The sequence below is a fragment of the Rhodobium orientis genome (assembly GCF_003258835.1).
GTDB lineage: Bacteria > Pseudomonadota > Alphaproteobacteria > Rhizobiales > Rhodobiaceae > Rhodobium > Rhodobium orientis.
In genome coordinates this window covers 39,069-64,354 of the sequence record NZ_NPEV01000029.1, presented here as the reverse complement: position 1 = coordinate 64,354, position 25,286 = coordinate 39,069, and the positions used below count along the sequence as shown (strand labels likewise).

Genomic DNA, 25,286 nt, shown 5'->3' with positions numbered 1-25,286 from the left:
GCCGGGGTCCCTAGCCCTGGCGCGCGGCACTCCTCCCGCCTCGCCGTCGGTCCTCCGTCGGCGGCGGGGCGGGTTTCCTTCGAAAAGGTCGAAAGGCCACGCCCATGTCGCACACTCCCGAGCCCGAGACGGTCGATGGCGTTCCCTCCGAGCCCGACGGCCACGCCGGAACGGAGGGCCATATCCGCACCCGGCTCGATGCGGCCATCGAATGGTGCGGCCGGGGTCTTGCCTGGCTGGTCTTCGTTGCGATGGGCATCAGCGTCGTCGAGGTGATCAGCCGCTACGTCTTCGACAGCCCGACCTCCTGGGTGCACGAGACGACGGTGTTCCTCATCGCCATCATCTTCGCCATCGGCGGGCCGATCGCGCTCGCCCGCGACAAGCACATCCGCGTCCGGCTGATCTACGACGCGGTGTCGGCCAGGACCCGGCGCTGGCTCGACATCTTCAATTCCGTCATCACGCTGCTGTTCGCCGGCGGCATGACCTATGCGGCCTATGTGCTGTTCTGGCGGGCCTCGCACAATCCGTTCGGCGAATGGTCGCTGGAGCGCTCCGGCACGAGCTGGAACCCGCCGTTCCCGGCGCTCACCAAGGGCGTCATCCTGATCGCCCTCATCCTGATGACGCTGCAGACCATCCTGCACCTCATCCATGCCATCCGCGGTGCGCCGGACGCCGATCCGCGCGGCACCGATCCCGCGAAGGAGCAGTGAGATGGGCGGTCTCGGTCTTCAGGCGATGGGCATCGAATGGGGCACCTATGTGCTCGTCGGCAGCATCTTCCTCCTGCTTCTCTCCGGCCTGCCGCTCGCCTTCGTCACGGGCCTCGTGGCGCTCGTCTTCACCGTCGGCTGGTTCGGCCCCAACGCCATCCCGCTGGTGATTTCCCGGGTCTACGGCTTCATCACCGAGTACTCCCTCGTTGCCGTGCCGATGTTCGTGCTCATGGCGTCGCTGCTCGACAGATCGGGGATCGCGCGCGACCTGTTTTCCGGCATGCGGGTGCTGGCCGGACGCCTTCCGGGCGGCGTCGCCATCCAGACGCTTGTGGTGGCCGTGTTCCTGGCCGCGATGTCGGGCATCATCGGCGGCGAGATCGTGCTCCTCGGCATCCTCGCCCTGCCGCAGATGCTGCGGCTCGGCTACGACCGCAAGATCGCCATCGGCGTCGTCTGCGGCGGCGGCTCGCTCGGCACGATGATCCCGCCCTCCATCGTCTTGATCATCTACGGCCTGATCGCCAGCGTCTCCATCGCGGACCTGTTCGTTGCCGCCGTCACGCCGGGCGTGCTTCTCGCCGGCCTTTACATGACCTATGTGCTGATCCGCTGCATGGTGAACCCCGAGCTGGCGCCGGCGATGCCGCCGCTGCCGGCTGACGAGCGGGGGCCGGCGCGGATCCGGGCGATCAAGGCGGTCATCCTGCCGGCGGCCATCGCCTTCATGGTGCTCGGCACCATCTATGCCGGCATCGCCAGCGTCACGGAGGCCGCGGCCATGGGCGTCTTCGGCGTCCTGGCGGCGACGATGATCCGGCGCGAGCTCACCTTCAAGCTGGTCCATGACAGCGTCATGCAGACGCTGACCACCTGCGGCATGATCGTGTGGATCGGCGTCGGCGCGGCGACCCTCGTCGGCGTTTACAACCTGATGGGCGGCAACCGCTTCGTCTCCGCCACCATCCTCGGCATCGATGCGGCGCCGGTGGTGATCATTATCGTCATGATGATCATCCTTCTGATCCTCGGCCTGTTCCTCGACTGGATCGGCATCGCCATGCTGACCCTGCCGATCTTCGTGCCGATCATCACCAAGCTCGGCTACGATCCGATCTGGTTCGGCATCCTGTTTGCCGTCAACATGCAGGTCTCGTTCCTGAGCCCGCCCTTCGGGCCGGCCGCCTTCTACCTCAAGGGCGTCGCGCCACCAGAGATCAGTCTCGGCGACATCTTCAAGTCGCTGTGGCCGTTCATCCTGATGCAGTTGGCGGTGCTCGCCCTGATGCTTGCCTTCCCGAACCTGGCCATGTGGCTGGTCTAGCGGCCTTGTCGGACGCTGCACGAAAGACAACGATGAAGATTACGCAACTAAAGACCTGGCAGGTGCCGCCGCGCTGGCTGTTCCTGAAGATCGAGACCGACGAGGGGATTTCGGGCTGGGGCGAGCCGGTGATCGAGGGCCGGGCGGCGACCGTCGAGGCCGCCGTCCACGAGCTCGCCGATCTCATCGTCGGGCGCGATCCGCGCCACGTGCAGGACATCTGGCAGCAGCTCTATCGCGGCGGCTTCTATCGCGGCGGGCCGATCCTGATGTCGGCGATTGCCGGCATCGATCAGGCGCTCTGGGACATCAAGGGCAAGGCGCTCGGCGTCCCGGTCCACGAGCTGCTCGGCGGGCCGGTGCGCGACAGGATGCGGATGTATTGCTGGATCGGCGGCGACCGGCCCGCCGATGTGGGCCGCCAGGCGAAGGAGGTGGTGGAAAAGGGCTTTACCGCGTTCAAGATGAACGGCACGCCGGAACTCGCCATCGTCGACAGCCACGCCAAGGTCGATGACGCCGTTGCGCGGGTTGCCGAGGCGCGGGCGGCCGTCGGTCCCGATGTGGGCATCGCCATCGATTTTCATGGCCGGGTGCACCGGCCGATGGCCAAGGCCTTGCTCCGCGAACTCGAACCTTTCCATCCGATGTTCGTGGAGGAACCTGTCCTTCCCGAGCACCTGCACTGCCTGCCGCAGATCGCCTCCGGCCTCGGCTATCCGATCGCCACCGGCGAGCGGCTGCACACGCGCTTTGCCTTCCGGGAAATCCTGGAGGCGCGGATGGTCGACATCCTGCAGCCCGACATCAGCCATTGCGGCGGCATCACCGAGGCCGTGAAGATCGCGTCCCTGGCCGAGACCTACGATGTCGCCATCGCGCCCCATTGCCCGCTCGGGCCGCTGACGCTCGCCGCCTCCCTGCAGCTCGACTTCGTCGCCCACAACGCCTTCATCCAGGAGCAGTCGATGGGCATCCACTACAATGTGGACAACGACGTTCTGGACTACCTGACCGACCCGGCGCCGCTGAAGATCAAGAACGGTTATCTGCCCGTGCTGACAAAGCCTGGCCTCGGCGTCGACATCGACGAGGCCTTCGTCGAGGAACAGGCGAAAAAGGGCCACCGCTGGCGCAACGCGGCCTGGCGCCACGAGGACGGGAGCGTTGCCGAATGGTAGGGGCCAATCCCCGCAAGGCGTTTGATGCCGCCTTTGCCCGATTGCCGCTGGTCGCGATTCTCCGCGGCATCACACCGGCGGAGGCGCCGGGGATCCTGCACGTTCTTGTCGATGCCGGTTTCACCCTCATCGAAGTGCCGCTCAATTCGCCCGATCCCTTCCAGAGCATCGAGGCGATGGCCAATGTCGCGCCCGAGGGCGTGCGGATCGGCGCCGGCACGGTGCTCGATCCGGGCGACGTCTCCCGGCTGGTGTCGGCCGGCGGCAGCTACGTCGTCACGCCGAACACCGACCTTGAGGTTATCGCCGCCGCCACCGATGCCGGCCTTCCCGCCCTCATCGGCTGCTTCACGCCGAGCGAATGCTTCGCCGCCGCCAAGGCCGGCGCCAGCGCGCTGAAGATCTTTCCGGCCTCCCGGCTCGGCTCCGGCTATATCAAGGATCTCAAGGCCGTGCTGCCGGCCGACCTTCCCGTGCTTGCCGTCGGCGGCGTCGGTGCCGTCAATTTCGCCGACTTCGTGGCCGCCGGCTGTTCCGGCTTCGGCGTCGGCTCGGAGCTGTGGAAGCCCGGCCGCTCGGCCGAGGACGTCCACAGTGCCGCGGAAACGCTGGTCGCCGCCTGGAGGGCGATTGCCCCATGAGCGGCCGGCTGATCATCGTCGACTGGGGAACCTCTTCCTTCCGCGCCTGGCTGGTCGATGCCGGCTCGGGCGCGGTGCTGGCCGAGATCGGCGAGGGCCTTGGCATGCGGGCGCTGTCGCGCGATGGGTTCGCGGCCTATTGCCACGAGCGGCTCGGCCCCTGGCGGGACGGCGTGACGCCGGTCTATATGGCCGGCATGGTCGGCGCGCCCCAGGGCTGGCAACAGGCGCCGCAGCCGCCGCTTCCGGCAACGCCGGAGAGCCTTTCGCGCGATGTCGTCGCCGTTGCGGGCATGGCCGGCGTCTTCATCATTCCGGGCGTCCGGGTCGCGAGCGCCGATCCGGCAAAAGCCGACGTCATGCGCGGCGAGGAGGTGCAGATTTTCGGCGCCCTGTCGCTCGTCGATTGGGACTATGCCGTCCTCTGCCTTCCCGGCACCCACAGCAAATGGGCGGATGTGGAAGGCGGCGTGCTGACGCGGTTTTCCACCAGCATGACCGGCGAGGTGCACGAGGTGATGCTGGCCCATTCCGTGCTCGGCCTGGCTGCGGACAGGGATGCACCGTTCGCGGAGGTTGCCTTCGAGGCGGGCCTTGCCCAGTCGGTCCGTCGCGGCGGTCTTCTCAATCACCTCTTTTCTGCCCGCGCCCGAGGCATACATGGAGACTTACGGGCCGAAGATGTGGCGAGCTATCTCTCCGGCCTTCTCATCGGCTCGGAGATCGCCGCCATGGCGCCGCTTTATGCCAGTGGCGCCGGCGAGATCCTCCTGGTCAGCAACGACAGACTTGCGGTGCCCTACGGGGCGGCGTTTTCCCGGGCGGGCCTTGCCTTTCGGCATGTCACGGCCCGCGAGGCGACGCTTGCCGGGGTGACGGCAATCGCGCGGCTTCACGCGCCGGAACTTTTCTCGGAGGCGGTCTCATGACCGAAGATACCCTTTACGACATCGCCGTCATCGGCCTCGGCGTCATGGGGCGCAACCTCGCCCTCAACCTCAACGACCGCGGCTACAAGGTGGTCGCCGGCGATGCCTTTCCCGACGTCGTCGTTAGCGCGCGGGCCGAGCTGGAGCCGACCGTGACCGTGGTCGACACGCCGATCGACGTATTGGCCCACCTCAAGGCGCCGCGCACCATGCTGGTCATGATCAAGGCCGGCGATCCGGTCGATGCGCTGATCGAGACGTTCCGGCCGCATCTTCAGGCCGGCGACATCCTCATCGACGGCGGCAACAGCCACTACCACGACACCGAACGGCGCCAGGCATTGCTGGAAGCCGACGGCATCCGCTTCGTCGGGCTCGGCGTTTCCGGCGGCGAAGAGGGTGCGCGCCACGGTCCGGCGCTGATGGCGGGCGGCGATGCCGATGCCGTTGCCGCGGTCTCCGCGCCGCTTGCCGCGATCGCCGCCAAGGCCGGCGACGGGGCGCCCTGCTTCGGCACATTCGGGCCGGGCGGCGCCGGACATTTCGTCAAGATGGCCCATAACGGCATCGAATACCTGATGATGCAGGCGCTCGCCGAATGCTACCTGCTGCTCTCCGGCCCCGCCGGCCTTGAGCGCGAGGCGATGGCCGAGACGTTGCGGCGCTGGGACGAGACCGGCGCGTCCTCGTACCTCTTGGAAATCACCGCCGTCGTCGTTGACGAGATCGACCCGGACACCGGCCGGCCGCTGGTCGAGATGATCAAGGATTCCGCCCACCACAAGGGCACCGGCCGCTGGACCGTTGAGGCCGGGCTCCAATATGGCGTTGCCGTTCCCGGCATCGCCACCGCATTCCTGGCGCGCGCTCTTTCCTCCCGGCGCGCACCGCATGCCGCGTCGCTCCGCCGTCTTCCTCCGGCGGGCGATGCGGCTCTTCTCTCCGAGGACCTCGGCAAGGCGCTGCCGGCGGTCATGCTGGCGGCCTATGCGCAAGGGTTGTCGCTGATCGCCGAGGCCTCCACGGTCAATGGCTGGGGGACGGAGCTTGCGACCGTCGCCCGCACCTGGCGCGCCGGCTGCATCATCCGCGCGGCCATGCTCGACCCGATCGCCGATGCCTTCACGGCCGACCCGGAGCTGACCGACCTGACCCTGTCGCCGCTTGCCGAGGAGATCCTGGAGACGGCGGAACGGCCGCTGCGGCGGGTCGTTGCGGCGGCGGTCGCCGACGGTGTGCCGGTGCCGGCGCTTGCCAACGCGATCGCCTATCTGGATGGCCTCAGGGCCAAGCGCGTCGGCGCCAACCTGATCCAGGGCCAGCGCGACCTGTTCGGTGCCCACACCTTCGAGCGCACCGACAAGCCCGGCGTCTTCCACCACGAATGGCCGGTCGTGTCCTGAGCGGAAATTGAGGGCGGGTGACGATGATCATCGTGATGATGGGGATCTGCGGCACCGGAAAGTCGACGCTCGGCAAGCTGCTCGCCGGGCGCCTCGACGTCCCCTTCGTCGAGGGCGACGACTACCACCTGCCGGAAGCCGTGGCCAAGATGGCCAAGGGCGAGCCGCTGACCGATGCCGACCGCTGGCCGTGGCTCGACCGCCTCAGCGCGGCGATGGGCGAATGGTCCGCCAAGGGCGAGGCGGCGGTGGTGAGCTGCTCGGCGCTCCGCCGCGCCTACCGAGACCGCCTCAGGGCCGCGGCGCCCGACGTCGTCTTCGTCTATCTGGAAGGCGGCGTCGACCTCGTCCGCACCCGCATGGCCGGCCGCGAAGGTCATTTCATGCCGGTAGCCCTTGTCGACAGCCAGATCGCCGACCTGGAAGACCCGCGCGGCGAGCCAGGCGTCGTCTCCGTCAGCATCGAGGGAAGCCCCGACGAGATCGTTACGCGGATCGAGGGGGCGCTGAAGAAGCAGGATTGAGTGGGTTTTCGCTCACGGTAGTTTTTTTGCGCTCACGCCAGGCTCGCTTTGCTCGCGGCTCCGCGGGGGCGGCGCAACGGCGCCGGCGGCCGTTCGGCCTTGCGAAGCCTGTGGCTTCGGTTTTTGCTCACGCCAGGCTCGCTTCGCTCGCGGCTCCGCGGGGCGGCGCAACAGCGCCGGCGGCCGGTCGGCCTTGCGAAGCCTGATGGCTTCGATTGGGCGCTCTCGAATGGCATCCCTCTCAAGCGTCATTGCCGGGCTTGACCCGGCAATCCATAAGGCCTTTGATTTCAATCTCTTAGGTTAGAGCGTGTGGACCAGCCTCATGGACCACCGGATCAAGTCCGGTGGTGACGCGGAGTGGGTAGAGAGGGTGGAGCGAAAATCGCTCGCCAGGAGAATCGTCCGTCCCGAAAGTCTACTCCTGCGCCGCGACGACGATGATCTCGACCTTGAAGTCGGGCGTTGCCAGCTTGCTCTCGCCGCAGGCGCGGGTCGGGGCGTGGCCTTCGGGGACCCAGGCGTCCCAGACCGCGTTCATTTCCGCAAAGTCGTCCATGTCGGCGAGCCAGATGGTGGCCTGCAGGATGCGGGTCGGGTCGGAGCCGGCCTCGGCCAGGAGCTTCTCGATGCCTTTGAGGATCGCCTCGGTCTGGGCGGTGACGCTTTCGCCGGGGGCGCCGACCTGGCCGGCGAGGAAGACGGTGCCGTTGTGGATGACGGCCTGGCTCATGCGTTGGCCGGTCTCAAGGCGTTCGATGGTACTCATTGCAGGGATCCTGTTCTGGTGCCGATGCCGTCGCGGGCGGGCGACAGGGCGGCGACGACGTCGGGGGTGAGTTCGGGGGTGCGGCCGAGGACGAGGTCTCCGGCAAGACGGGCAAGGGCCGGCGAGGTCTGGACGCCATAGCCGCCCTGGCCGGCGACCCAGAAGAAGCCGTCGGCATCCTGGGCAAAGCCGCAGACCGGCGTGCGGTCGGCGACGAAGGAGCGCAGCCCCGCCCAGGACCGCTCGACCCTCGTCACGCTGATGGTCATTGCCTGCTCGAAGCGGTGCAGGCCCTCGGCCAGCACCATGTCGTCGGGCCAGGCATCGTGGGCCTCGACCGGGTCCTCGTCGGCTGGCGAGACCAGCAGCCGGCCGCGCTCCGGCTTGGCGTACCAGGTCTCGGAGCCCGAGACGACCAGCGGCCAGCGCTCCACGCCCATGTCGTCCGGCATCGGCAGGACGGCGATGGAGCGGCGCATGGGCGTCAGCCCGACGGGCGCCACATGGGCCATGGCGGCAAGGCCGTCGGCCCAGGCACCGGCGGCGTTGACGACGATCGGCGCCTCGTAGGAGGCATCCTTCGTGCGGACCTGCCAGGTGGTGCGGGCACGGACGATCTCGGTGACCTCGGCCCGGCGCTCGATGCGCCCCGCTCCGGAGCGGGCAAGCCGGGCAAAGCCCTGCAGCAGCCGGTCGACGTCGATGTCCTGGGCGTTCGGCTCGAAGACGGCGCGTTCGATCTTCTCGCGCCTCAGGATCGGGATGCGGCCGACGGCGTCGTCCGGCGTGATCTCCTGGAGGCCATCGCTGCCGGCAAGGTAGCGCTCCAGGGCCTCGATCTCGTTCGCGGCCGCGACCATCATCTCGCCGCGCGGGCTCAGCAGCGAAAAGTCCGCAATGCCTTCGGGATTTTCCAGCACCGGCGCGCTTGCCGCGTTCAACGCCCGCACCGTGGCGTTGCCGTAATTTCGGATGAAGACGGCGGCGGAGCGGCCCGTTGCGTGGTAGCCGATGGCGTCCTCGCGCTCCAGCACGAGGACCTTGGCCTCCGGGGCGAGGCGGGCGGCGGCGCCGATGCCGCCGATGCCGCCGCCGATGACGAGAATGTCCGCGGTTTCCGTCACGACGCCCGCTCCGCGCCGAAGCCGGTCAGGAAGCTCGTCAGGTTCGGCCCCAGCTCCGGGCAGAGATAGCCGCCCTCCTGGACGATGACGGTCGGCAGCTTCAGGCCGGCCAACGCGTCGGCGATGCGGGCAAAGCCGGCCGTCGTCACGGCAAGGCCGCCGAACGGATCGCCCTCGAAGGCATCGAGCCCGAGGGCGACGACGAGGACGTCGGCCCCGAAAGCTCTGACGCGCGAAAGGCCGGTGTCGAGGGCGGCAAGGAAGGACTCGTCCTTCGAGCCGCGCGGGATCGGCAGGTTGAGATTGGTGCCGAGGCCGGCGCCCGTCCCACGCTCGTCGGCATGGCCCCAGAAGAACGGGTAGTAGCGCGCCGGATCGGCGTGGATGGAGACGGTGAGGACGTCACTGCGCGTGTAGAAGATGCCTTGGGTGCCGTTGCCGTGGTGGAGGTCGACGTCGACGATGGCCGGGCGGTGGCCGGCGGTCAGCAGGCGCTCGGCGGCAATCGAGGTGTTGTTGAGGAAGCAGAAGCCGCCTGCAAGGTCGGCAAAGGCGTGGTGCCCTGGCGGGCGGCAGAGCGCGTAGGCATCGCCGGCGCCGGAGGCCACGTGGTCGGCGGCGGCGACCGCCGTCTGGGCGCTCCAATAGGCCGATTCCCAGGTGTTTTCCGAAATCGGGCAGGCGGTGTCGGCCATGTGGAAGCCGGCCTGGCCGACGGCGGATTTCGGGTAGCCGACGTCGCGCCGGTCCGGGTGGATGTTGGGCACGACCTCGGCGGAGGCGCCGGGAATGCGCTGCCAGCGGGCGTAGATGTTCTGCAGAAAGACGAGATATTCCGGCGAGTGGATGGCCGCGATCGGGCCGAAGCCTCGGTCGGCCGGAGCGTCCGTAGCGACCTTCGCCTCGGCGAGGCCGGCAAGGAGTGCGTCGATGCGGCCCGGCACCTCCGGGTTCGGCTGCGGCGCGCCGCTCGACAGGAAATGCTTGGGGTCGTGGCGGCGCTGCTGGTCGTGGAAGAAGGCTTTCATTGTGGGTCACTCATTCTGCCGAAGTCCGGTCCCTCAAGGACGAGGGTCTGGTCGTGGCCGCCATTGGCAAAGCCGTGGCGGCGATAGAAGCGCTCGGCGCGCGGATTGTCGAGGTGGACGGTCAGCTTCATATAGCCGGCCTGCCAGCGTGCTTCGCCGTGGCGTGCGGCCTCAGCCAGCAGCCGTTTGCCGAGGCCGGAATTGCGCAAGGCGCCGTCGATCCAAAGGTCCTGCAGATAGATGCCGGGCATGCCCCTGAGGGTCGAAAACTCCGGAAAGAAGAGGGCAAGGCCGACGGCAATGCCGTCCCGCTCGGCGATCAGGCAGTGGAACAGCGGCGTCTCGCCGAAGCCGTGGCGACGGAGGATGTCAGTGCTCGAGGCGAACGTCGTCGTCTCGCCGAGGTCGACGGCAAGGCGGGCGAGCATGGACTGGATCTTGTCGGCGTCGCCGTCGGTTGCGAGGCGGATGGCGATGTCGGTCATGGGTCTATCTGGTGTCAGAACGCCGTGCGGTCGGCGCCCTTGAGGTCGAGCATTTCTCGGGCGTCGTCCGGTGTGGCGACGACCCGGCCGAGTTTTTCGACGATCTGACGGATCAGCGCAACCTGGTCGGCGTTGGAGCGGGCGAGTTCGCCGCGGGCGATGTAGATGCTGTCCTCAAGGCCGACGCGGACGTGACCGCCCATGGCCGCGGCCATGGTGGTGATCGGGATCTGGTGGCGGCCGGCGGCAAGCGCCGACCACTGGTAGCCGTCGCCGAACAGCTTGTCGGCGATCCGCTTCATGTGGGTGAGGTTTTCCGGGTCGGCGCCGATGCCGCCGAGCACCCCGAAGACGAACTGGATGAAGAGCGGGGCTTCGACGAGACCGCGGTCGAGGAAATGGCGCAGCATGTAGAGGTGGCCGACGTCGTAGCACTCGAACTCGAAACGGGCGCCGCGCTTGTCGCCCATCTCCGCGATGACATGGGCGATGTCGCGCGGCGTGTTCTTGAAGATGAGGTCGTCGGAGTTTTCCAGGAACGGCTTTTCCCAGTCGTGGCGCCAATCGGTGATGCGGCTTGCTGCCGGATAGAGCGCAAAGTTCATGGAGCCCATGTTGACGGAGCACATCTCCGGTGCGGCCGTCATCGGCGCGCGCAGGCGCTCGTCCAGCGTCATCGTCGCGCTGCCGCCAGTGGTCAGGTTGAGGACCGCATCGCTTGCCTGCTTGATGCGCGGCAGGAAGGCCATGAAATGGTCCGGATCGGCGGAGGGGCGCCCGTCCGCCGGGTCGCGGGCGTGAAGGTGCAGGATCGCGGCGCCGGCCGCTGCCGCGTCGACGGATTGCGATGCGATGTCGTCGGCCGTGATCGGCAGGTGGGGGGTCATGGACGGGGTGTGGATGGAGCCGGTGACGGCGCAGGAAATGATGATCTTGGTCATGCGGCCCGTGCCACCGGCAGGCCGGCCTCGTCGGCGAAGCGGTCGAGGGAGGTGATCAGAAGGCCGACGATCTCGTCGATGTCGCTCTCGGTCACGATCATCGGCGGGCAGACGAGGAAATGGTCGCCCGAAATGCCGCCGCGGGTGCGCCTTGAATAGAGGATGAGGCCGTTCTCATAGGCGATGTCGACGAGGCGCAGATAGGCGTTGAGGGCGGTCGGCAGCGGCGTCATGGTCGCGCGGTCGGCAACGAGCTCGAAGGCGAGCAGGAGGCCGGCGCCGCGCACGTCGCCGATGAAGGGGTAGCGCTCGGCAAGGCCGAAGAGCCGCGCCTTCAGCAGCGCGCCCATCTTCTCGGCATTCGTCATCAGGTCGAGGCGGTGGATCTCGTCGATGACGGCAACGCCGGCGGCGCAGGCGAGGGGATTGCCGGCATAGGTGAAGCCGTGGGCGAAGCCGCCGGCATCGAGCACCGTATCGACGATGCGGCCATGGGCGGTGACGGCACCGAGCGGCGCGTAGCCGGCTCCGAACCCCTTGGAAATGGCGATAATGTCGGGCTCCACGCCCCACAGATCGCCGGCAAAGAAGCGACCGGTGCGCCCGCCGCCGCACATCACCTCGTCGTTGATCATCAGGACGCCGTAGCGGTCGCAGATCTCGCGTACGCGCTCCATGTAGCCGGCCGGCGGCACCAGCGCTCCGGTGGAGGCGCCACCGACGGGCTCGACGATGAAGCCGAGCACGGTTTCGGGGCCCTGCTTCAGGATCTCCGCCTCCAGCATGTCGGCATAGTGGTGGCCGGTCGCCGTCAGCGCCGGATCGAGGCCGTCGAGATAGGCGCGCGGGGCCGGGATCTTCGGCATCTCGCGCATCATCGGCGCGAACGGGTCGGTCAAAGGGCCGTAGCCGGTGAGCGCCAGGGCGCCGAGGGTGGCGCCGTGGTAGCTCGGGATCCGCGAGATCACCTTCCAGCGGCTGGCCGCGCCGCGGGCAAGCGCATACTGGCGAGCGAGCTTGATGGCGCTTTCGGTCGCCTCGGAACCACCGGAGACGAAGAACACCCGGTCGAAGCCGGGCGGGCTCAGGTCCGCCGTACGGGCCGCCAATTGCTCGGAGGCTTCGGTCTCGAAATGCAGCCGGTAGCCGAAGGTGGATTTCTCCATCTGCCGGCTCATGGCGGCAAGGACGTTCGGGTTGGAATGGCCGATATTGCAGACCATGGCACCCGACGAGCCGTCGATATAGCGCTTGCCGCTCTTGTCCCACAGATAGATGCCCTCGGCGCGGTCGAGGACGGGGCGGCGCAGGCGGGTCTGGTAGAAGAGGCGGCTCTTTTCGCTCATTCTGAGGGTTCCTCGGCCGGCAGCACGACGCACTCGTCAGGCCGGATGCCGACGGCGATCTCGGTTCCTTCCTGGAACGGGCTGCCGTCGATCATGCCGACGCTCTGCAACTGGATATCGCCGACGCGCACGAAATAACGCACGATCTGGCCCTGGTAGTCGGTCGCTTCGACGGTGCCAGGGGCGCTGACGCCACCTTCGGGTGCCGAGGCTGCCGGATAGAGCTTCAGCTTTTCCGCCCTTGCGACGACCTTGCCGCGGGCGCCGGGGCCGAGCCCGTTGGCGGCCTTTTTGGGGACCGCGAACCGGCCGAAATGGCGCGTGTCGACGACCACGTCGGCGCCGTCGGCGCTGGCGACCGTCGCCTCGATGAGGTTGGCGGCGCCGAGGAAGCTGGCGACGAATTCCGTTGCCGGGGCGTTGTAGACCTCTTCCGGCTCGCCCTGCTGCTGGACCCTTCCCGCGCTCATCACGACGATGCGGTCGGACATGGCCAGCGCCTCGGACTGGTCGTGGGTGACGAAGACGGAGGTGACGCCGATGCGGTGCTGGATGGTCTTCAGCTCCACGCGCAGCTCCTCGCGCAGATTGGCGTCGAGCGCCGACAGCGGCTCGTCGAGAAGCAGCACGTCCGGCTCGATGACGATGGCGCGGGCAAGCGCGATGCGCTGCTGCTGGCCGCCGGAGAGCTGGGTCGGATAGCGGTCCTCCACGCCCGGCAGGCGGACGATGTCGAGAGCATCGGAGACCTTCTTTGCCGCATCGGCCCTGGAGACGCCGCGGTATTTCAGGCCGAAGGCGATGTTCTCGCCGATCGTCTTGTGCGGGAAGAGGGCGTAGTTCTGGAACACGATGCCGAGATTGCGCTTGTGGACCGGCACGTCGTTGACGCGCCGCCCGCCGATCAGGATGTCGCCGCCGGTCGGCTTTTCCAGCCCCGCGATCATGCGCAGGATCGTCGTCTTGCCGCAGCCGGACGGCCCCAGGAGGGTGGTGAAGGAGCCCTCCTGGAAGTCGATATCGACCGTCTTGACGGCCAGAAAGGCGCCGAACGACTTGGTGACGCCGCGAAGTTCAACCTGTGCCAAAGCCTTCTCGCCCCTGCCAGGTGCGCATGGCCGCAGCCCTCACGCACGGAAGGAAGGTCCGGGGCTAATCGAAAAGCCCCGGACAGGGAGTGTCGGGTGAAAAAGGGGGTCAGGCGCCCTTCTTGACCCGGTTCCACATCTTCTTCTGGTCCTTCTCGACCTCGTTCCACTTGACCGGATCGCGGAACACGAGGCCGTCGAGCTTGCCGGTCGGATCGAAGGCTGGCAGGCCCTTGACCATGTCGGTCATCTCGACCTTGGAAGGATCGAGGGCGGGCGGATATTTCTGGCCCTCGGCGACGGCGATCGAGGTCTCCGGGGCGAGCATGAAGTTGAGGAGTTCCTCGGCCTCGGCCATCGGCGAGCCCTTGAGGACGAACATCGTCTCCATCCAGGCAAGGCCGTTCTTGGGATCGAAATAGCCGATCGGATGGCCTTGCGCCTGCAGGGCGGCGACGCGGCCGGACCAGGCCTCGGTGACGTAGATCTCTTCCTTGGCGAGAAGGTCCATCAGCTCGGCGCCGGAGCTCCAGTATTTCAGGATCAGGCCGCGGTGCTCGCGGACCTTGTCCCAGACGGCGTCCCAGTCGGTGATGTCGTTGGGGTCCTGGCCGGACTGCAGCGCGCCGTACCAGGCGCGGTTGGCCCAGTCGCCGCCCCAGCCGCCGATCTTGCCCTTCAACTCCTTGTTGAGGAGCAGGTTGGCGCCCATGGCCTTGGCGTCGGCCTCCGAGACGTATTTGGTGTTATAGGCGATGCCCGTGGTGCCGTAGTCGTAGGGCGCGGCAGACAGGTGATCCGGGGTGACGGCGCGGAACGGCTTCAGCACCGCCTCCATCACATTGGCCATGTTCGGGATGTTCTTTTCGTTGATCTCGCTGGCGTAGCCATTGTCGACCCAGCGCTTGTACCAGGCGATGCCGGATGAGTGGATGATGTTGTGGCCGTCGATGCTGCCGGCGGCCTTCAGCTTGGTCAGCACTTCCTCCTCGCCGCCGAAGGTGGCGTCGATGACGGAATTGCCGGTCTTTGCCTCATAGGGGTCGAAGGCGTTCTTGCGCAGGGCTTCCGAGACGATGCCGCCCCAGCCCTCGAAATGGAGTTCGGTGCCGGCGGCGAGCGCCTGGCGCGAGAGCGTCGTCATGATGCCGCCGCCGACGCCGGCGACGAGGCCGGCGGCGCCGAGGAGGCCCATGAAGGAACGACGGTCGATGTCGCCGTTGCCCATGACCTCGCGGAGCTTTTCGTATCGCTTGGTGCTGTCCTGTTTCATCGGTTTGGTTCGTCCTCTGGTTCTGGTGGTTTTTTCAGGTTTTTTGGATGTCGTGCCGTTCATCTTTTGCGCGCGAAGTAGCGCGCGAGGCCGCCGGCCATGAGCGGGACACCGACGGTAATGACGATCATGACGAAGCCGAGGGCATTGATCTCCGGGCTGACGGAGTTGCGCAGCATGCCGAAGATCTGAGTCGGCACGGTTTCGGAACCGGCCGGACGCCAGAAGATGGTCGCCGTGATGTTGTCGAAGGAAATGGTGAAGGCAAAGAGCGCGCCGGCGAACACGGCCGGCATCAGGAGCGGCAGGGTCACCTGGAAGAAGGTCTGCAGCGGGTTGGCGCCAAGGCTGCGCGCGGCTTCCTCGTATTCCTTGCGGATGCCGACGAGGCGGGCCTGGACGACCAGCACCACGAAGGGCAGGGCGATCATGGTGTGGCCGAGCAAGAGGACGGCGAAGGAGCGCGGCATCGACAGCCAGCGCAGGAAGATGAGGAGGCCGACGGCGAGCACGGTTTCGGGCACCAGCACCGGCGAGATCAGCAGCGTGGTGATCCACTCCTTGCCGGGCACCTTGTAGCGGACCAGCGCCAGCGAGGCGAGGATGCCGAGCGTGGTGGCGAAGAACGCTGTCAGCACGCCGAGGATCAGCGACGTCTCGAAGGCGCGCATGATCGCCTCGTTCTCGAACAGCTTGGCGAACCAGCGCAGGCTGAAGCCCTCTATCGGGAAGCCGCCGAACTGTGAGCTGTTGAAGGCGAGCAAGAGCACGACCGCGACCGGCGCGAACATGAAGATGTAGACGAGGACCGTGTAGATCTTGATGAGGTTCCAGGCGCGCATGGGCTGGTTCGTCTCCTAGCTCAGTGCCTTGTAGAGCTGGTTGAGGCCCATGAAGCGGCTGTAGATGACGACGACGATGCCGAGCAGGAACAGCAGCGTGAAGGAGAGCGTCGCGCCCATCGGCCAGTTCAGCTCCGAGACGACGGCGTCGTAGATCAGGTTGCCGAACAGGAAGTCGTTGGGTCCGCCGAGGATGATCGGGGTGACGTAGCTGCCGGCGGTCAGCACGAAGACCAGGAGGCTGCCGGCGGCAAGGCCGGGCAGGGACAGCGGCAGCGTCACCTCGCGAAAGGCCTGCCAGGGCGTGCAGCCGAGGGTGCGGGCGGCCGGCTCCAGGTTGCGGTCGATGCCCTCCAGGCTGACATAGACGTTGAGGATCATGTAGGGCAGGAAGACGTGGATGAAGCCGACGATGACGGCGAACTCGTTGTACATCATGGAGATCGGCTCGTCGGTCAGCCCGAGCCAGATGAGGACGCCGTTGATGGCGCCCTGGTTCCCCATGATGTGGATCCACGACATCGTGCGGATGATGAACGAGACCCAGAACGGCAGGATCAAGAGCAGGAGCAGCAGCCACTTCCGCCGGAAATTGGTGTGGGCGATGAAATAGGCCGGGATGTAGCCGAGAAAGGCGGCCAGCACCGTGACGATGACCGCCATGCGGAACGTCTTCCAGATGGCGTTGTGGTAGTAGCTGTCGGTGAGGAGGTCCTGCCAGTTGCCGAACTGGAAGGCGACCTCGTCGACGCCGAGATCGACGTTGATGTAGAACGAATAGACGAGGATGAAGCAAATCGGCGCGATCACCAGGAAGGCGATCGCCAGGAGGGCCGGCGACAGCAGGTACCAGGGTCTGGGATCGAATGCGGTCGCCTTGGCCATCTAGAGCCCTTGGTGATGGGTCGGGATGCGCGGGAACGTGGCAAAGTGTTGCAGCGCTGCGCCCGATAGCGCAAATTAATATTCACTATATCCAACATTGCGTGAGTTAATGCGCCCGATGAGCAGCGAGCGGCCGGAACGGTTCGTCACCAATCTCGACTGGAATTTGTTGCGGACTTTCGTCGTCATCACCGAGGAGGGCGGCATCACCGCTGCGGCCAACCGGCTGCTGCTGAGCCAGCCGACGGTGAGCCTTGCCCTGAAGCGGCTGGAGACGCAGATGGGCACGCGGCTGATCGAGCGCGGCGGCGGCACGTTTCGCCTAACGGCGGCGGGCCGCGACCTGCAGCGCGAATGCCTGGAGATCTTCCATAGCATCGCCCGGCTCAGCGAGGTGACGACCTCGGCGGCGCGCGAGATCACCGGCAACATTCACATCTCGCTCGCCAGCCACGTCAGCACGCCGCTGCTCGACAGGGTGCTGGCGGAGTTCCACGCGGAATTTCCGGCGGTCACCTACAAGCTGTCGATCCAGTCGAGCGATGCGGTCGCGCGCAGCGTCCTCGACAAGTCGGTGAGCCTCGGCATCTGCCTCGTCAACAAGCGGCTGCCGCAGCTCCACTACGATCTCTTCTACCGGGAGTTCTTCGGCTATTTCTGCGGGCCGCCGCACAAGCTGTTCGGCCGAAAAGACCTCAGGATCGAGGATTTGCGCGGCCATGCGGCGGTGTCGTTCGACACCGACGACGTCGCCGATGCGCTGCGGCCCGTTGCCGAGCTGCGCCGTCAATACGAGCTGGAGCAGCGCATCGTCGGCCAGTCGCCGCACCTGGAGGAGGTGCGCCGGATGATCCTGTGCGGCCTTGGCATCGGGCCGCTGCCGATCCATGTGGTGGAGCGCGACGTCAGCGATGGCGACCTCTGGCGCCTGCCGCCCTACGAAAACCCGCCGGCGATCGACATCTTCCTCGTCACCAACCCGAAACGCCGGCACAACCGGGCCGAGGCGCGGTTCATCGATGCCTTGAAGGCGGAGATCGCCCGCCGGCCGATGGCCGAGCGGACCTATGCGGACGAGAGCGCTTCCGCATGAGCGTGAGACGCCTCAATCGCGGACCCCGGACGAGGGGTCAGAAGGCGATGGTCTTGGCGGAGGGACCGGCGTCCTGGCCGGTCTCTGCGTCGACGCCGAGGGCGCGGGTGATGTCCTCGGAGATGATGCTCTGCAGGGCGACGATGAGGTCGTAGGCCTCCTTGGGCCCGGACGCGTGCTTCAGGATCGCCTTCTGGAACAGGTTCATCAGGAAAAAATAGGACGCGATGTAGTGGCTGTGCGTCAGGCCGATCTTGATGTGATAGGCGTGCATGTTGCGCAGCCGGACGTCATAGGTCTCATCGACCCGGTACAGCAGAATGCGGCGCCAGTGGGTCTTCTGCTTCTGGGTCAGCTTGTCGATGTCGAGGCCATCGAGGATCCGGTGCAGGTTGGAATTGCCGATGCGCTGGTAGAATTTCTGCAGGATCGCGTCGATGTCCCGGGAGATAAAGAACCAGAGCTTGTCGCGCGTTTCCGACGGTATTGACGCCGGATCGGTCCAGATCTGCATTCGTTCGTTGATCACCGTTTTTTATCCTCGCCGCGCGGGCCCGGGCGTTTCCGCAAGCCGTGCTATCCCTATCGGGTGCAACCCTAACAGGGAAATCTTGATCATTGGTTGTCGGGCGGGGGGCAGGCCGATTAGAGCGCGGCATCTTCCGGGTCGGTGGAGCGGATTTCGGCCGATTCCAGCGCTTCCGGCCGCTTGGGCGGTTGCGGAGTTTCCGGTGGTTCGCGCTCGTCGAGGCCGAGACTTGCAACCAGCGGGGGCAACTCTTCCACCAGCACCTTGCGAAAGGCGGCGGCGACCGGGCTGAGCGTGATGCCGTTGCGCTCCACGATGCCGACGACGCGCTCCACGGAGGTGTCGGCGAGATCGCGGGCAACGACGCCCATCGGCAGGTCGGTGGTGGACAGCGCCGGCAGAAGCGTGACGCCGAAGCCGGAGCGGGCGAGCGCCACCAGGGTGGTGACGTTGCGCACGGTCATCGTCGCGCGGTCGGACAGCGCCTTGTAGCTCGGCGCCTTGATCCGCTCCGAGGCGCCGTTGAGGATCAGGTTCTCGCGCCTCAGGTCCGACCAGCGCAGCGGCCGGTTGATCCGGGCGAGCCGGCTGTCGGTGCTGCAGATGACCCGGAACCGGTCGCGGAACAGCGGCATGAAGGAGACCGGGGCGTCCGGTGCCGGGCGGCCGGCGATGCCAAGGTCGACCTGGCCGCTTTCCACCATGGCGCGCACGGAACGGCTGTCGATGTCGAACATCTCGATCTCCACCTCGTTGCGGTCGGCAACGAAGCGGGGCAAGATCTGCGGGATCAGGTTGGCGGCGACGGACGGCACGGAGGCAAGGGTCAGCCGGCCGATCCGGTTTTCCGCAAAGGCATGCACGCGCTCGATGGCGCGGTCGTAGCTGTCGACCTGCATGGCGCCGGTTTCCAGCATGAAGGCGCCGAGCGCGGTCAGCGAATTCTTGCGGTCGGTCTCGAACAGCGGTCCGCCGACCTCTTCCTCAAGCTGCTTCAGCGTCATGGAGACGGCGGATGGCGTCCGGCACAGCTTCTTGGCGGCGTCGCGGATGTTGCCGGCTTCGGCAACGGTCACGAAAGCGCGCAGGGCCTCCAGCTTGATCACAGAGTATCCATTTCAGTTTCTCTGAAATTAATAACAGATGTTTCGATTTGATTGAAGTCCGAATTTGCCCGAAGCTGCTCCCCTGACTTGGAGAGGCGGATGAACAAGACCTACTGCAATCTGATCGCGGGAAGCTGGCGTGAGGGCGCGACGACGATCGAGAACCGCAACCCGTCCGATCTCGCCGACGTCATCGGATACTACGCACAGGCCGGCGCCGATCAACTGGAACAGGCTGTCGCAGCCGCAAGGCAGGCGTTGCCGGCCTGCCGGGCGCTCGGGCTGGAGGCACGCCAGACGGCGCTGGAGGCGATCGGTCGCGAGCTGATGGACCGGTCCGGCGAACTCGGCACGCTCTTGTCGCGCGAGGAGGGAAAGCCCTTTGCCGAGGGCAAGGGCGAGGTCTACCGCGCCGGCCAGTTCTTCACCTATTTCGCCGCCGAGGCGCTGCGCCAGCTCGGCGAGAATGCGGACTCGGTCAGGCCGGGCGTGGAGATCGACGTGCGCCGCGAGCCGATGGGGGTCGTTGCGGTCATTTCGCCGTGGAACTTCCCGACCGCGACGGCAAGCTGGAAGATCGCGCCGGCGCTCGCCTATGGCAACGCGGTGATCTGGAAGCCGGCCAATCTGACGCCGGCCTCGGCCTGGGCGCTCGCCGAGATCATCTCCCGGTCCGGGCTCCCGGCGGGCGCATTCCAGCTCCTGATGGGGTCCGGGTCGACCATCGGCAACGGCCTTGCCGGCCATCCCGGCGTCGATGCCGTCACCTTCACCGGCTCGCACGCCGTCGGCAAGAAGGTCGCCGCCGCGGCCGCTTCCAACCTCACCAAGTTCCAGCTCGAACTCGGCTCCAAGAACCCGCTCCTCGTCATGGACGATGCGGATCTTGAGCTTGCGGTCGCTGCGGCCGCCGCAGGCGGCTATTCGGGCACCGGCCAGAAATGCACCGCCTCGTCGCGGCTGCTGGTGCACGAGAAGGTGCACGATGCCTTCGTGGAGCGGCTCGGCCACCGGCTTGGCGCCATGAAGGTCGATCATGCCCTCGCCGAGGGCACGGATATCGGCCCGGTGGTCAGCGAAGAGCAGCTTTCCGCCAATCTTTCCTGGATCGAGACCGCGAAGAAATCCGGCGTCGACATCGTCGCCGGCGGCGCACGGGTCAGCCGCGCCACCGAGGGCTATTACATGACGCCGGCGCTGCTGGTCGGCACCAGCAACGACATGGCGCTGAACCGCGAGGAGCTGTTCGCGCCGATCGCCGCCGTCCAGAAGATCGGCTCCTACGAGGAGGGGCTGGCGATCGCCAACGACACCGAGTTCGGGCTCGTCGCCGGCATCTTCACGACCTCGCTGGCGCGGGCCGGCCACTTCCGGCGCAACGTGGAAACCGGCTGCGTTTCCGTCAACCTGTCGACGGCCGGCACCGACTATCACGTGCCGTTTGGCGGGCGGAAGGCGTCGAGCTTCGGGCCGCGCGAGCAGGGCCGCAGCGCGGCGGAATTCTATACCCAGGTGAAGACGGCCTATATCCGCGCCGGCGATCCGGAATGAGGACCGGAGTGGGGACATGAGCGAAGATCTGCCGGTCATCGACTGCCTGCAATACGCCAACTGGTCGGAGAAGGTCTTCCGCCAGATGAGGGAGGGCAGGCTGGCGGCCGTCCATGTCACCATCTGCTACCACGAGGATTTTAAGGAGACGGTCGCCAATATCGGTGCCTGGAACCGACGCTTTCAGGCGTTTTCAGACATCATCGTGCCGGGGCGCACGGCTGCCGATGTGGACGCCGCGATGGCCTCGGACAGGACTGCGATCGTCTTCGGCTGCCAGAACTGCTCGCCGATCGAGGACGATATCGATCTCGTCGAGATCTGCCACCAGCTCGGCATCCGCTTCCTGCAGCTCACCTACAACAACCAGAGTCTTTTGGCGACCGGCTGCTACGAGGCCGAGGACAGCGGCGTCACCCGCATGGGCCGGCAGGTGATCCGCGAGATGAACCGGGTCGGCATGGTCGTCGACATGAGCCATTCGGCGGAACGTTCCACGCTCGAGGCGATCGAGATTTCCGAACGCCCGATCGCCATCACCCACGCCAATCCGGCAAGCTGGCACAAGGCCCTGCGCAACAAGTCCGACACGGTGCTGGCCGCGCTTGCGGAAAGCGGCGGCATGCTGGGCCTGTCGCTCTACCCCCATCACCTGAAGGACAAGAGCGCGTGCACGCTCACCTCCTTCTGCGAGATGGTGGCGCGCACGGTGGAGCTGATGGGCATCGACCATGTCGGTTTCGGCAGCGACCTTTGCCAGGACCAGCCGGACAGCGTCGTTGAGTGGATGCGCAACGGCACCTGGTCGCGCGAGATGGACTATGGCGAGGGCTCGGCCGGGGCTGCAGGCTTTCCCGAGCAGCCGCTGTGGTTCCGCGACAATCGGGATTTCGGCAACATCCTGGAGGGCCTGAAAGGCGTCGGGTTTTCAACCGGGGAAATCGAGCGCATCGCCTATCGCAACTGGCTCGACTTCTACCGAACATCCTTCGAGCGAGGTGCCTGATGCCCTCCCTGGAAGCGCTCGCCGCCGTCCCGCTCCGCCCGGCCGACCAGGTCATGCGGCTGGCGCGGATGGGCGCGGCCTTCCAGACGCGGCTTTCCTTCATGCGCCAGCTCCTGCGCCGCATGAGTTCGGACCGCTGGCGCTTCGAGCGGGTCCGCTTCGACGTGGACGACAACGGCTTCGGCGCCTCGGTCTATGCCGCCCACGGGCCGGAGCGCAGCTACAGCCTCGTCTCCTTCACCAGGGACATCCCGCCCGAGGAGCGCACCGACCGGGTGATCGCGAAGGTCTGGGACGGCACCTTCTCGCTGTTCGACGGCATCCCGACAGATGAGGATATCGCCCGGCTTGCCGAGAACACGCCGCGCCAGGAGGCGGGGCGGTTCCGGGCGAGCGAACTGGTGCTTGCCCGCGGCAACAAGAGCCTGCGCCTGTTCGAGCATGTCGTCGAACGCCTTTCGCGCGGCGAACAACCCGACGCCGAGGTTCTTTGCGACGTCGGCTACCTGATGCGCACGACCGCGGTCTATGGCAGCGGCAAGTTCGGCTGCGCCGACCGGTTGAAGATCGCCGAGAGGCCGGAACTTGCCGCGCCGTTCCAGGCGGAAATGCTCGCGGTCTACCTGATCCGCTGGCTGACCATCGACCTCGTCAATCACGTCGCCCGTTGTCGCGGCGGCGATGCTGCCGTTTCCCTCGATCCGGACCATGCGCGCTATCTCGGCATCGGCAATTCCACCGGGCTCGGCATGGTGCCGTTTCTCGTCAAATACCCGGAGCTGATCCACAACTGGGTGGCCGCGCGCGAGACCGCGCTTGCCCGGGTCCGCGCCATCGCGACGGCCAGCGACGCCGACATTGCCGATTTTGTTGGCCTGATCGGCCGCGCCCGGCGCCATGTGGGCGAGTGGCGGGTGGAGGATGCGGCCCAGGGTCAGCGTATCGACCGGCTGAAGGCCGATCTTTCCGCCCTTGCCGACTGGTGCGGGGAGGGGCTCAAGACCTCCCATCCGTGGGACGCGGCCTATCGCTTTGCCGAGGAGGCCTTTTCGCCCGAGGGTCAGGAGCTGACCGTGTCGCTGCTGCTGGAGGAGCGCGGCGACCTCGTCGACGATCTCGGCGCCACGATGAGCGCCAATGGCGCCTTTGCCCTCGACCCGGCGATGGCGCTCGGCAACCTGAAGGATCTGATCGACACCCATTACGGGTGGGCGCTCGGCATCGACTACGACGACCCGACCGCCCAGGAGCGGTTCTGGTACTACTCGGAGGACAAGCTGGAGCCGCGGCTCGGCGAGCGCTTCAAGGAGCCCGGCGCGGAGCGGGAAATGCCGCTTTCCGTCGGACGCGACGCGGCCCGGCTCTTTGCCGCCGTCCAGGCGCGCGATCCGGCCGAGCCGGTCGCCGACTTCCTCATCGCCCATCCGGAATTCCGGCACATGGTGCGCCGGGTGCAGGGGGCGGCCGTCGCGCCCTATGGCGAGATCCGCGACAACCTGCTTGCCGCCGGCGTGCGCCCGCTCGACGTGCTGCGCTTCAAGCTCGCCTTTTTCGGCGTTTCCAAGTTCGATCCGAAATCGGACCTGTGGACCCGGGTGAACATGTTCCAGGGCGCGCCTCTGCCCCTGGAACTCGCTAGCGGGTGGGACGGCGAATGGGTGTTCCCGGTGCGCCCGGGCGCGCCGCCGACGACCGCTGGGGAGGGGGCGTTATGAGCGCGCCAGCAACCCCGCTCTCGCTCAACGAGATCAAGTTCTTTTTCACACGGGCCGCCGTCGGGGCCGGTGCGCCGTTCGGCTTCGGCGAGTCGTTTTCCAAGAGCCTTATTTTCCTGGCCGCAATCGGGCTCGATCCGGCGGCGGTGGCAGCGCCCGCGCTCGACGCCCTGGCAGAGGGCACGAGCGTTCCCGTTGCCGCCTTCGACGACGGACCGAAGGGCCTGACAGCCCGGCCCGCCACCGAGGGCGCACCGGTCTCGGCCATCTATGCCGGGCCGGCGGTCGCCGACCGGCTGCTTCTCCTGGCCGCCCGCGGCGACGCGCTGCCGGTGCTCCTGCCGGCGGTCGATCAGCCGGCGCTGGTGCTCGCTGCGATCGGAACCTCGAGCCTTGCTGCGCCGCGGATCGTCATCTCCTGGCACAACGGCACTGATGCCATCCGCATGGTGCGTTCCGGCGATGGCGTGGACATCTCCGGGACGACGCTTGCCGGCCTTGTCTGCCCGGCACCGGCCTCCGCCACCGTGATGCTCGCCGAGGCCGACGGCCTGCCGCCGTTTTCGGCCGAGGCCTTCCTCAAGGCCCGTTCCGGACGGCTTGTGGAGGGCGTTGCCGTCGACGGGGAGAGCTTTGCCGCCGTCCAGCGCCATTTCCGCAAATGCCTCGTTCCCTCCACCGATCGCTCGCGCATTGCCGGCGCCGGGGCGGGCCTCACCGACAATGACTGATCGAGATCTTCCAAGGAGCCCCCGATGGCCGACGAACACCTGACCCTTGATGATGTGGAAAAGCTCGCGACGGACGCCCTGACCGGTGCCGGGGCGCGCCCTGAGGCCGCCGCGTCGGTGGCGCGCTCGACCGTCAAGGCGGAGCGCGACGGCATCCGCAGCCATGGCCTCCTATATGTGCCGATCTATGCCGAGCACGTCGTCTGCGGCAAGGTCGACGGCCGGGCCGAACCGGTCGTTTCGCGGCAACGGGCGGGAGCGGTCACGGTCGATGCGCGCTCCGGCTTCGCCCATCCGGCGATCGATGCCGGCTGGCAGGCGCTCCTGGACGCGGCGCGGGAGAACGGGATTGCCGCCATGACCGTCTTCAACTCCTACAATTGCGGTGTCCTCGGCCACCACGCCGAGCGCATCGCGGAGGACGGCCTCATCGGCCTTTGCTTCACCCATGCGCCGGCGTCCATCGCACCGGCCGGCGGCAAGACGCCGGTGATCGGCACCAACCCCTTCGCCGTCGGCGTGCCCGATACCGAGGGTGGCGCGGCGATCGTCATCGACCAGTCGGCAAGTGTCGTCGCCAAATCGGAAATCATGCTGAGGGCGCGCACCGGCGAAGCGATCGAGGCGGGCTGGGCGCTCGATGCCGGCGGCAACGTCACCACCGATCCGGCCGAGGCCCTGAAGGGCTCCATGGCACCGGCCGGCGGCTACAAGGGATTTGGGGTCGGCCTGATGGTGGAGCTTCTGGCCGCGTGCCTCTCCGGTGCCGTGCTTTCCAAGGACGCCAGCCCGTTTTCCGGCACCAAGGGTGGACCGCCCAACACCGGCCAGTGCTTTATCGCCATCGAACCGGCGGGCTTTTCCCCCGCGTTTTCGGAGCGTGTGGGCGCGCTGAGCGCCGCCATCACTGCGCAGGAGGGGACCCGCCTGCCGGGCGGGCGGCGGCAGGCCAACCGCGCCCGCATCGTTGAGGAGGGCGTTACCGCAGATACGGAATTGCTCAACCGGATTCGCGGCTTCTGTCGCCCGAATTACAATTAAATTGAACCA

The 25,286-nt window shown here is 67.0% G+C and carries 25 protein-coding genes; 13 read left to right on the top strand and 12 right to left on the bottom strand.

Annotated elements, in window-relative coordinates; translation table 11 throughout:
* The first annotated feature begins 104 nt into the window (after nucleotides 1-104).
* The 7 genes from CH339_RS13945 to CH339_RS13915 are packed head-to-tail and all read left to right on the top strand — an operon-like array spanning nucleotide 105 to nucleotide 6,724.
* Nucleotides 105-719: a TRAP transporter small permease subunit gene (locus tag CH339_RS13945; RefSeq protein WP_111434970.1), complete on the top strand. Its 615-nt coding sequence runs from the start codon at nucleotides 105-107 to the stop codon at nucleotides 717-719.
* A 1-nt stretch (nucleotide 720) separates the two neighbouring features.
* Nucleotides 721-2,046, top strand: coding sequence for a TRAP transporter large permease (locus CH339_RS13940; protein ID WP_244669207.1), 1,326 nt, complete (start codon nucleotides 721-723; stop codon nucleotides 2,044-2,046).
* 32 nt (nucleotides 2,047-2,078) lie between these two features.
* Nucleotides 2,079-3,227, top strand: coding sequence for a galactonate dehydratase (gene dgoD / locus CH339_RS13935; RefSeq protein ID WP_111434969.1), 1,149 nt, complete (start codon nucleotides 2,079-2,081; stop codon nucleotides 3,225-3,227).
* Nucleotides 3,221-3,868 carry a 2-dehydro-3-deoxy-6-phosphogalactonate aldolase gene (locus CH339_RS13930; RefSeq protein WP_111434968.1) on the top strand — a complete coding sequence of 216 codons (648 nt, stop codon included), beginning with the start codon at nucleotides 3,221-3,223 and terminating at the stop codon, nucleotides 3,866-3,868. The genes dgoD and CH339_RS13930 overlap by 7 nt, the downstream gene beginning before the upstream one ends.
* Nucleotides 3,865-4,797: a 2-dehydro-3-deoxygalactonokinase gene (locus CH339_RS13925; RefSeq protein ID WP_111434967.1), complete on the top strand. Its 933-nt coding sequence runs from the start codon at nucleotides 3,865-3,867 to the stop codon at nucleotides 4,795-4,797. The genes CH339_RS13930 and CH339_RS13925 overlap by 4 nt, the downstream gene beginning before the upstream one ends.
* Nucleotides 4,794-6,200 carry an NADP-dependent phosphogluconate dehydrogenase gene (gene gnd, locus CH339_RS13920; protein WP_111434966.1) on the top strand — a complete coding sequence of 469 codons (1,407 nt, stop codon included), beginning with the start codon at nucleotides 4,794-4,796 and terminating at the stop codon, nucleotides 6,198-6,200. Before CH339_RS13925 ends, gnd begins: the two co-directional genes overlap by 4 nt.
* A gap of 23 nt (nucleotides 6,201-6,223) precedes the next feature.
* Entirely contained in the window at nucleotides 6,224-6,724 is a 501-nt protein-coding gene (locus CH339_RS13915) for a gluconokinase (protein ID WP_111434965.1), read from the top strand.
* Between the two features lie 418 nt (nucleotides 6,725-7,142).
* Here CH339_RS13915 and CH339_RS13910 read toward each other — a convergent pair whose 3' ends face one another.
* The 10 genes from CH339_RS13910 to CH339_RS13865 form a co-directional block, all read right to left on the bottom strand.
* Nucleotides 7,143-7,493 (bottom strand): RidA family protein, encoded by a 351-nt coding sequence (locus tag CH339_RS13910; protein WP_111434964.1) that lies wholly within the window; start codon nucleotides 7,491-7,493, stop codon nucleotides 7,143-7,145.
* Nucleotides 7,490-8,617 (bottom strand): NAD(P)/FAD-dependent oxidoreductase, encoded by a 1,128-nt coding sequence (locus CH339_RS13905; RefSeq protein ID WP_111434963.1) that lies wholly within the window; start codon nucleotides 8,615-8,617, stop codon nucleotides 7,490-7,492. The genes CH339_RS13910 and CH339_RS13905 overlap by 4 nt, the downstream gene beginning before the upstream one ends.
* Nucleotides 8,614-9,645, bottom strand: a complete 1,032-nt coding sequence (locus tag CH339_RS13900; protein WP_111434962.1) for a histone deacetylase family protein — start codon at nucleotides 9,643-9,645, stop codon at nucleotides 8,614-8,616. The genes CH339_RS13905 and CH339_RS13900 overlap by 4 nt, the downstream gene beginning before the upstream one ends.
* Nucleotides 9,642-10,130, bottom strand: coding sequence for a GNAT family N-acetyltransferase (locus CH339_RS13895; protein ID WP_111434961.1), 489 nt, complete (start codon nucleotides 10,128-10,130; stop codon nucleotides 9,642-9,644). Before CH339_RS13895 ends, CH339_RS13900 begins: the two co-directional genes overlap by 4 nt.
* Nucleotides 10,131-10,144: 14 nt before the next feature.
* Nucleotides 10,145-11,071 carry a 3,5-dioxohexanoate:acetyl-CoA acetone transferase gene (kce, locus tag CH339_RS13890; protein WP_111434960.1) on the bottom strand — a complete coding sequence of 309 codons (927 nt, stop codon included), beginning with the start codon at nucleotides 11,069-11,071 and terminating at the stop codon, nucleotides 10,145-10,147.
* Nucleotides 11,068-12,417, bottom strand: a complete 1,350-nt coding sequence (locus CH339_RS13885) for an aminotransferase family protein (protein ID WP_111434959.1) — start codon at nucleotides 12,415-12,417, stop codon at nucleotides 11,068-11,070. The genes kce and CH339_RS13885 overlap by 4 nt, the downstream gene beginning before the upstream one ends.
* Nucleotides 12,414-13,505, bottom strand: a complete 1,092-nt coding sequence (locus CH339_RS13880) for an ABC transporter ATP-binding protein (protein ID WP_111434958.1) — start codon at nucleotides 13,503-13,505, stop codon at nucleotides 12,414-12,416. The genes CH339_RS13885 and CH339_RS13880 overlap by 4 nt, the downstream gene beginning before the upstream one ends.
* A gap of 109 nt (nucleotides 13,506-13,614) precedes the next feature.
* The gene (locus CH339_RS13875; RefSeq protein ID WP_111434957.1) at nucleotides 13,615-14,778 is read right to left on the bottom strand and encodes an extracellular solute-binding protein; all 1,164 of its coding nucleotides are present in this window, start codon (nucleotides 14,776-14,778) and stop codon (nucleotides 13,615-13,617) included.
* 59 nt (nucleotides 14,779-14,837) lie between these two features.
* On the bottom strand, nucleotides 14,838-15,620 hold the full coding sequence (locus CH339_RS13870; protein WP_111434956.1) for an ABC transporter permease: 783 nt from the start codon (nucleotides 15,618-15,620) through the stop codon (nucleotides 14,838-14,840).
* A gap of 15 nt (nucleotides 15,621-15,635) precedes the next feature.
* Nucleotides 15,636-16,505, bottom strand: coding sequence for an ABC transporter permease (locus CH339_RS13865; protein ID WP_111434955.1), 870 nt, complete (start codon nucleotides 16,503-16,505; stop codon nucleotides 15,636-15,638).
* Between the two features lie 118 nt (nucleotides 16,506-16,623).
* Between CH339_RS13865 and CH339_RS13860 the strand changes: the two genes are divergently transcribed.
* A complete protein-coding gene (locus tag CH339_RS13860) occupies nucleotides 16,624-17,598 on the top strand; it encodes a LysR family transcriptional regulator (protein WP_111434972.1) in 975 nt (324 codons plus the stop codon).
* Between the two features lie 37 nt (nucleotides 17,599-17,635).
* On the opposite strand, the gene CH339_RS13855 is transcribed toward CH339_RS13860, so the two are convergent.
* A complete protein-coding gene (locus CH339_RS13855) occupies nucleotides 17,636-18,127 on the bottom strand; it encodes a protoglobin domain-containing protein (protein WP_146610178.1) in 492 nt (163 codons plus the stop codon).
* Between the two features lie 116 nt (nucleotides 18,128-18,243).
* Nucleotides 18,244-19,233 carry a LysR family transcriptional regulator gene (locus tag CH339_RS13850; protein ID WP_111434953.1) on the bottom strand — a complete coding sequence of 330 codons (990 nt, stop codon included), beginning with the start codon at nucleotides 19,231-19,233 and terminating at the stop codon, nucleotides 18,244-18,246.
* A 99-nt stretch (nucleotides 19,234-19,332) separates the two neighbouring features.
* Here CH339_RS13850 and CH339_RS13845 point away from each other — a divergent pair, with 99 nt between their 5' ends.
* From CH339_RS13845 to CH339_RS13825, 5 genes are read left to right on the top strand one after another with little or no spacing between them, the layout of a single operon-like run.
* Nucleotides 19,333-20,784 carry an aldehyde dehydrogenase family protein gene (locus CH339_RS13845; RefSeq protein WP_111434952.1) on the top strand — a complete coding sequence of 484 codons (1,452 nt, stop codon included), beginning with the start codon at nucleotides 19,333-19,335 and terminating at the stop codon, nucleotides 20,782-20,784.
* A 16-nt stretch (nucleotides 20,785-20,800) separates the two neighbouring features.
* The gene (locus CH339_RS13840) at nucleotides 20,801-21,790 is read left to right on the top strand and encodes a membrane dipeptidase (RefSeq protein ID WP_111434951.1); all 990 of its coding nucleotides are present in this window, start codon (nucleotides 20,801-20,803) and stop codon (nucleotides 21,788-21,790) included.
* Nucleotides 21,790-23,505 (top strand): hypothetical protein, encoded by a 1,716-nt coding sequence (locus CH339_RS13835; protein ID WP_111434950.1) that lies wholly within the window; start codon nucleotides 21,790-21,792, stop codon nucleotides 23,503-23,505. The genes CH339_RS13840 and CH339_RS13835 overlap by 1 nt, the downstream gene beginning before the upstream one ends.
* The gene (locus tag CH339_RS13830; RefSeq protein ID WP_170138526.1) at nucleotides 23,502-24,236 is read left to right on the top strand and encodes a DUF3726 domain-containing protein; all 735 of its coding nucleotides are present in this window, start codon (nucleotides 23,502-23,504) and stop codon (nucleotides 24,234-24,236) included. Before CH339_RS13835 ends, CH339_RS13830 begins: the two co-directional genes overlap by 4 nt.
* A 24-nt stretch (nucleotides 24,237-24,260) precedes the next feature.
* The gene (locus CH339_RS13825; RefSeq protein ID WP_111434948.1) at nucleotides 24,261-25,277 is read left to right on the top strand and encodes an Ldh family oxidoreductase; all 1,017 of its coding nucleotides are present in this window, start codon (nucleotides 24,261-24,263) and stop codon (nucleotides 25,275-25,277) included.
* Nucleotides 25,278-25,286 lie beyond the last annotated feature (9 nt).

What these genes read in the sequence shown, in the direction of transcription:
- CH339_RS13945 (WP_111434970.1), top strand. Translation starts at nt 105, where the DNA reads ATGTCGCACACTCCCGAGCCCGAGACGGTCGATGGCGTTCCCTCCGAG.
- CH339_RS13940 (WP_244669207.1), top strand. Translation starts at nt 721, where the DNA reads ATGGGCGGTCTCGGTCTTCAGGCGATGGGCATCGAATGGGGCACCTAT.
- dgoD (WP_111434969.1), top strand. Translation starts at nt 2,079, where the DNA reads ATGAAGATTACGCAACTAAAGACCTGGCAGGTGCCGCCGCGCTGGCTG.
- CH339_RS13930 (WP_111434968.1), top strand. Translation starts at nt 3,221, where the DNA reads ATGGTAGGGGCCAATCCCCGCAAGGCGTTTGATGCCGCCTTTGCCCGA.
- CH339_RS13925 (WP_111434967.1), top strand. Translation starts at nt 3,865, where the DNA reads ATGAGCGGCCGGCTGATCATCGTCGACTGGGGAACCTCTTCCTTCCGC.
- gnd (WP_111434966.1), top strand. Translation starts at nt 4,794, where the DNA reads ATGACCGAAGATACCCTTTACGACATCGCCGTCATCGGCCTCGGCGTC.
- CH339_RS13915 (WP_111434965.1), top strand. Translation starts at nt 6,224, where the DNA reads ATGATCATCGTGATGATGGGGATCTGCGGCACCGGAAAGTCGACGCTC.
- CH339_RS13910 (WP_111434964.1), bottom strand. Translation starts at nt 7,493, where the DNA reads ATGAGTACCATCGAACGCCTTGAGACCGGCCAACGCATGAGCCAGGCC.
- CH339_RS13900 (WP_111434962.1), bottom strand. Translation starts at nt 9,645, where the DNA reads ATGAAAGCCTTCTTCCACGACCAGCAGCGCCGCCACGACCCCAAGCAT.
- CH339_RS13895 (WP_111434961.1), bottom strand. Translation starts at nt 10,130, where the DNA reads ATGACCGACATCGCCATCCGCCTCGCAACCGACGGCGACGCCGACAAG.
- kce (WP_111434960.1), bottom strand. Translation starts at nt 11,071, where the DNA reads ATGACCAAGATCATCATTTCCTGCGCCGTCACCGGCTCCATCCACACC.
- CH339_RS13885 (WP_111434959.1), bottom strand. Translation starts at nt 12,417, where the DNA reads ATGAGCGAAAAGAGCCGCCTCTTCTACCAGACCCGCCTGCGCCGCCCC.
- CH339_RS13875 (WP_111434957.1), bottom strand. Translation starts at nt 14,778, where the DNA reads ATGAAACAGGACAGCACCAAGCGATACGAAAAGCTCCGCGAGGTCATG.
- CH339_RS13870 (WP_111434956.1), bottom strand. Translation starts at nt 15,620, where the DNA reads ATGCGCGCCTGGAACCTCATCAAGATCTACACGGTCCTCGTCTACATC.
- CH339_RS13865 (WP_111434955.1), bottom strand. Translation starts at nt 16,505, where the DNA reads ATGGCCAAGGCGACCGCATTCGATCCCAGACCCTGGTACCTGCTGTCG.
- CH339_RS13860 (WP_111434972.1), top strand. Translation starts at nt 16,624, where the DNA reads ATGAGCAGCGAGCGGCCGGAACGGTTCGTCACCAATCTCGACTGGAAT.
- CH339_RS13845 (WP_111434952.1), top strand. Translation starts at nt 19,333, where the DNA reads ATGAACAAGACCTACTGCAATCTGATCGCGGGAAGCTGGCGTGAGGGC.
- CH339_RS13840 (WP_111434951.1), top strand. Translation starts at nt 20,801, where the DNA reads ATGAGCGAAGATCTGCCGGTCATCGACTGCCTGCAATACGCCAACTGG.
- CH339_RS13835 (WP_111434950.1), top strand. Translation starts at nt 21,790, where the DNA reads ATGCCCTCCCTGGAAGCGCTCGCCGCCGTCCCGCTCCGCCCGGCCGAC.
- CH339_RS13830 (WP_170138526.1), top strand. Translation starts at nt 23,502, where the DNA reads ATGAGCGCGCCAGCAACCCCGCTCTCGCTCAACGAGATCAAGTTCTTT.
- CH339_RS13825 (WP_111434948.1), top strand. Translation starts at nt 24,261, where the DNA reads ATGGCCGACGAACACCTGACCCTTGATGATGTGGAAAAGCTCGCGACG.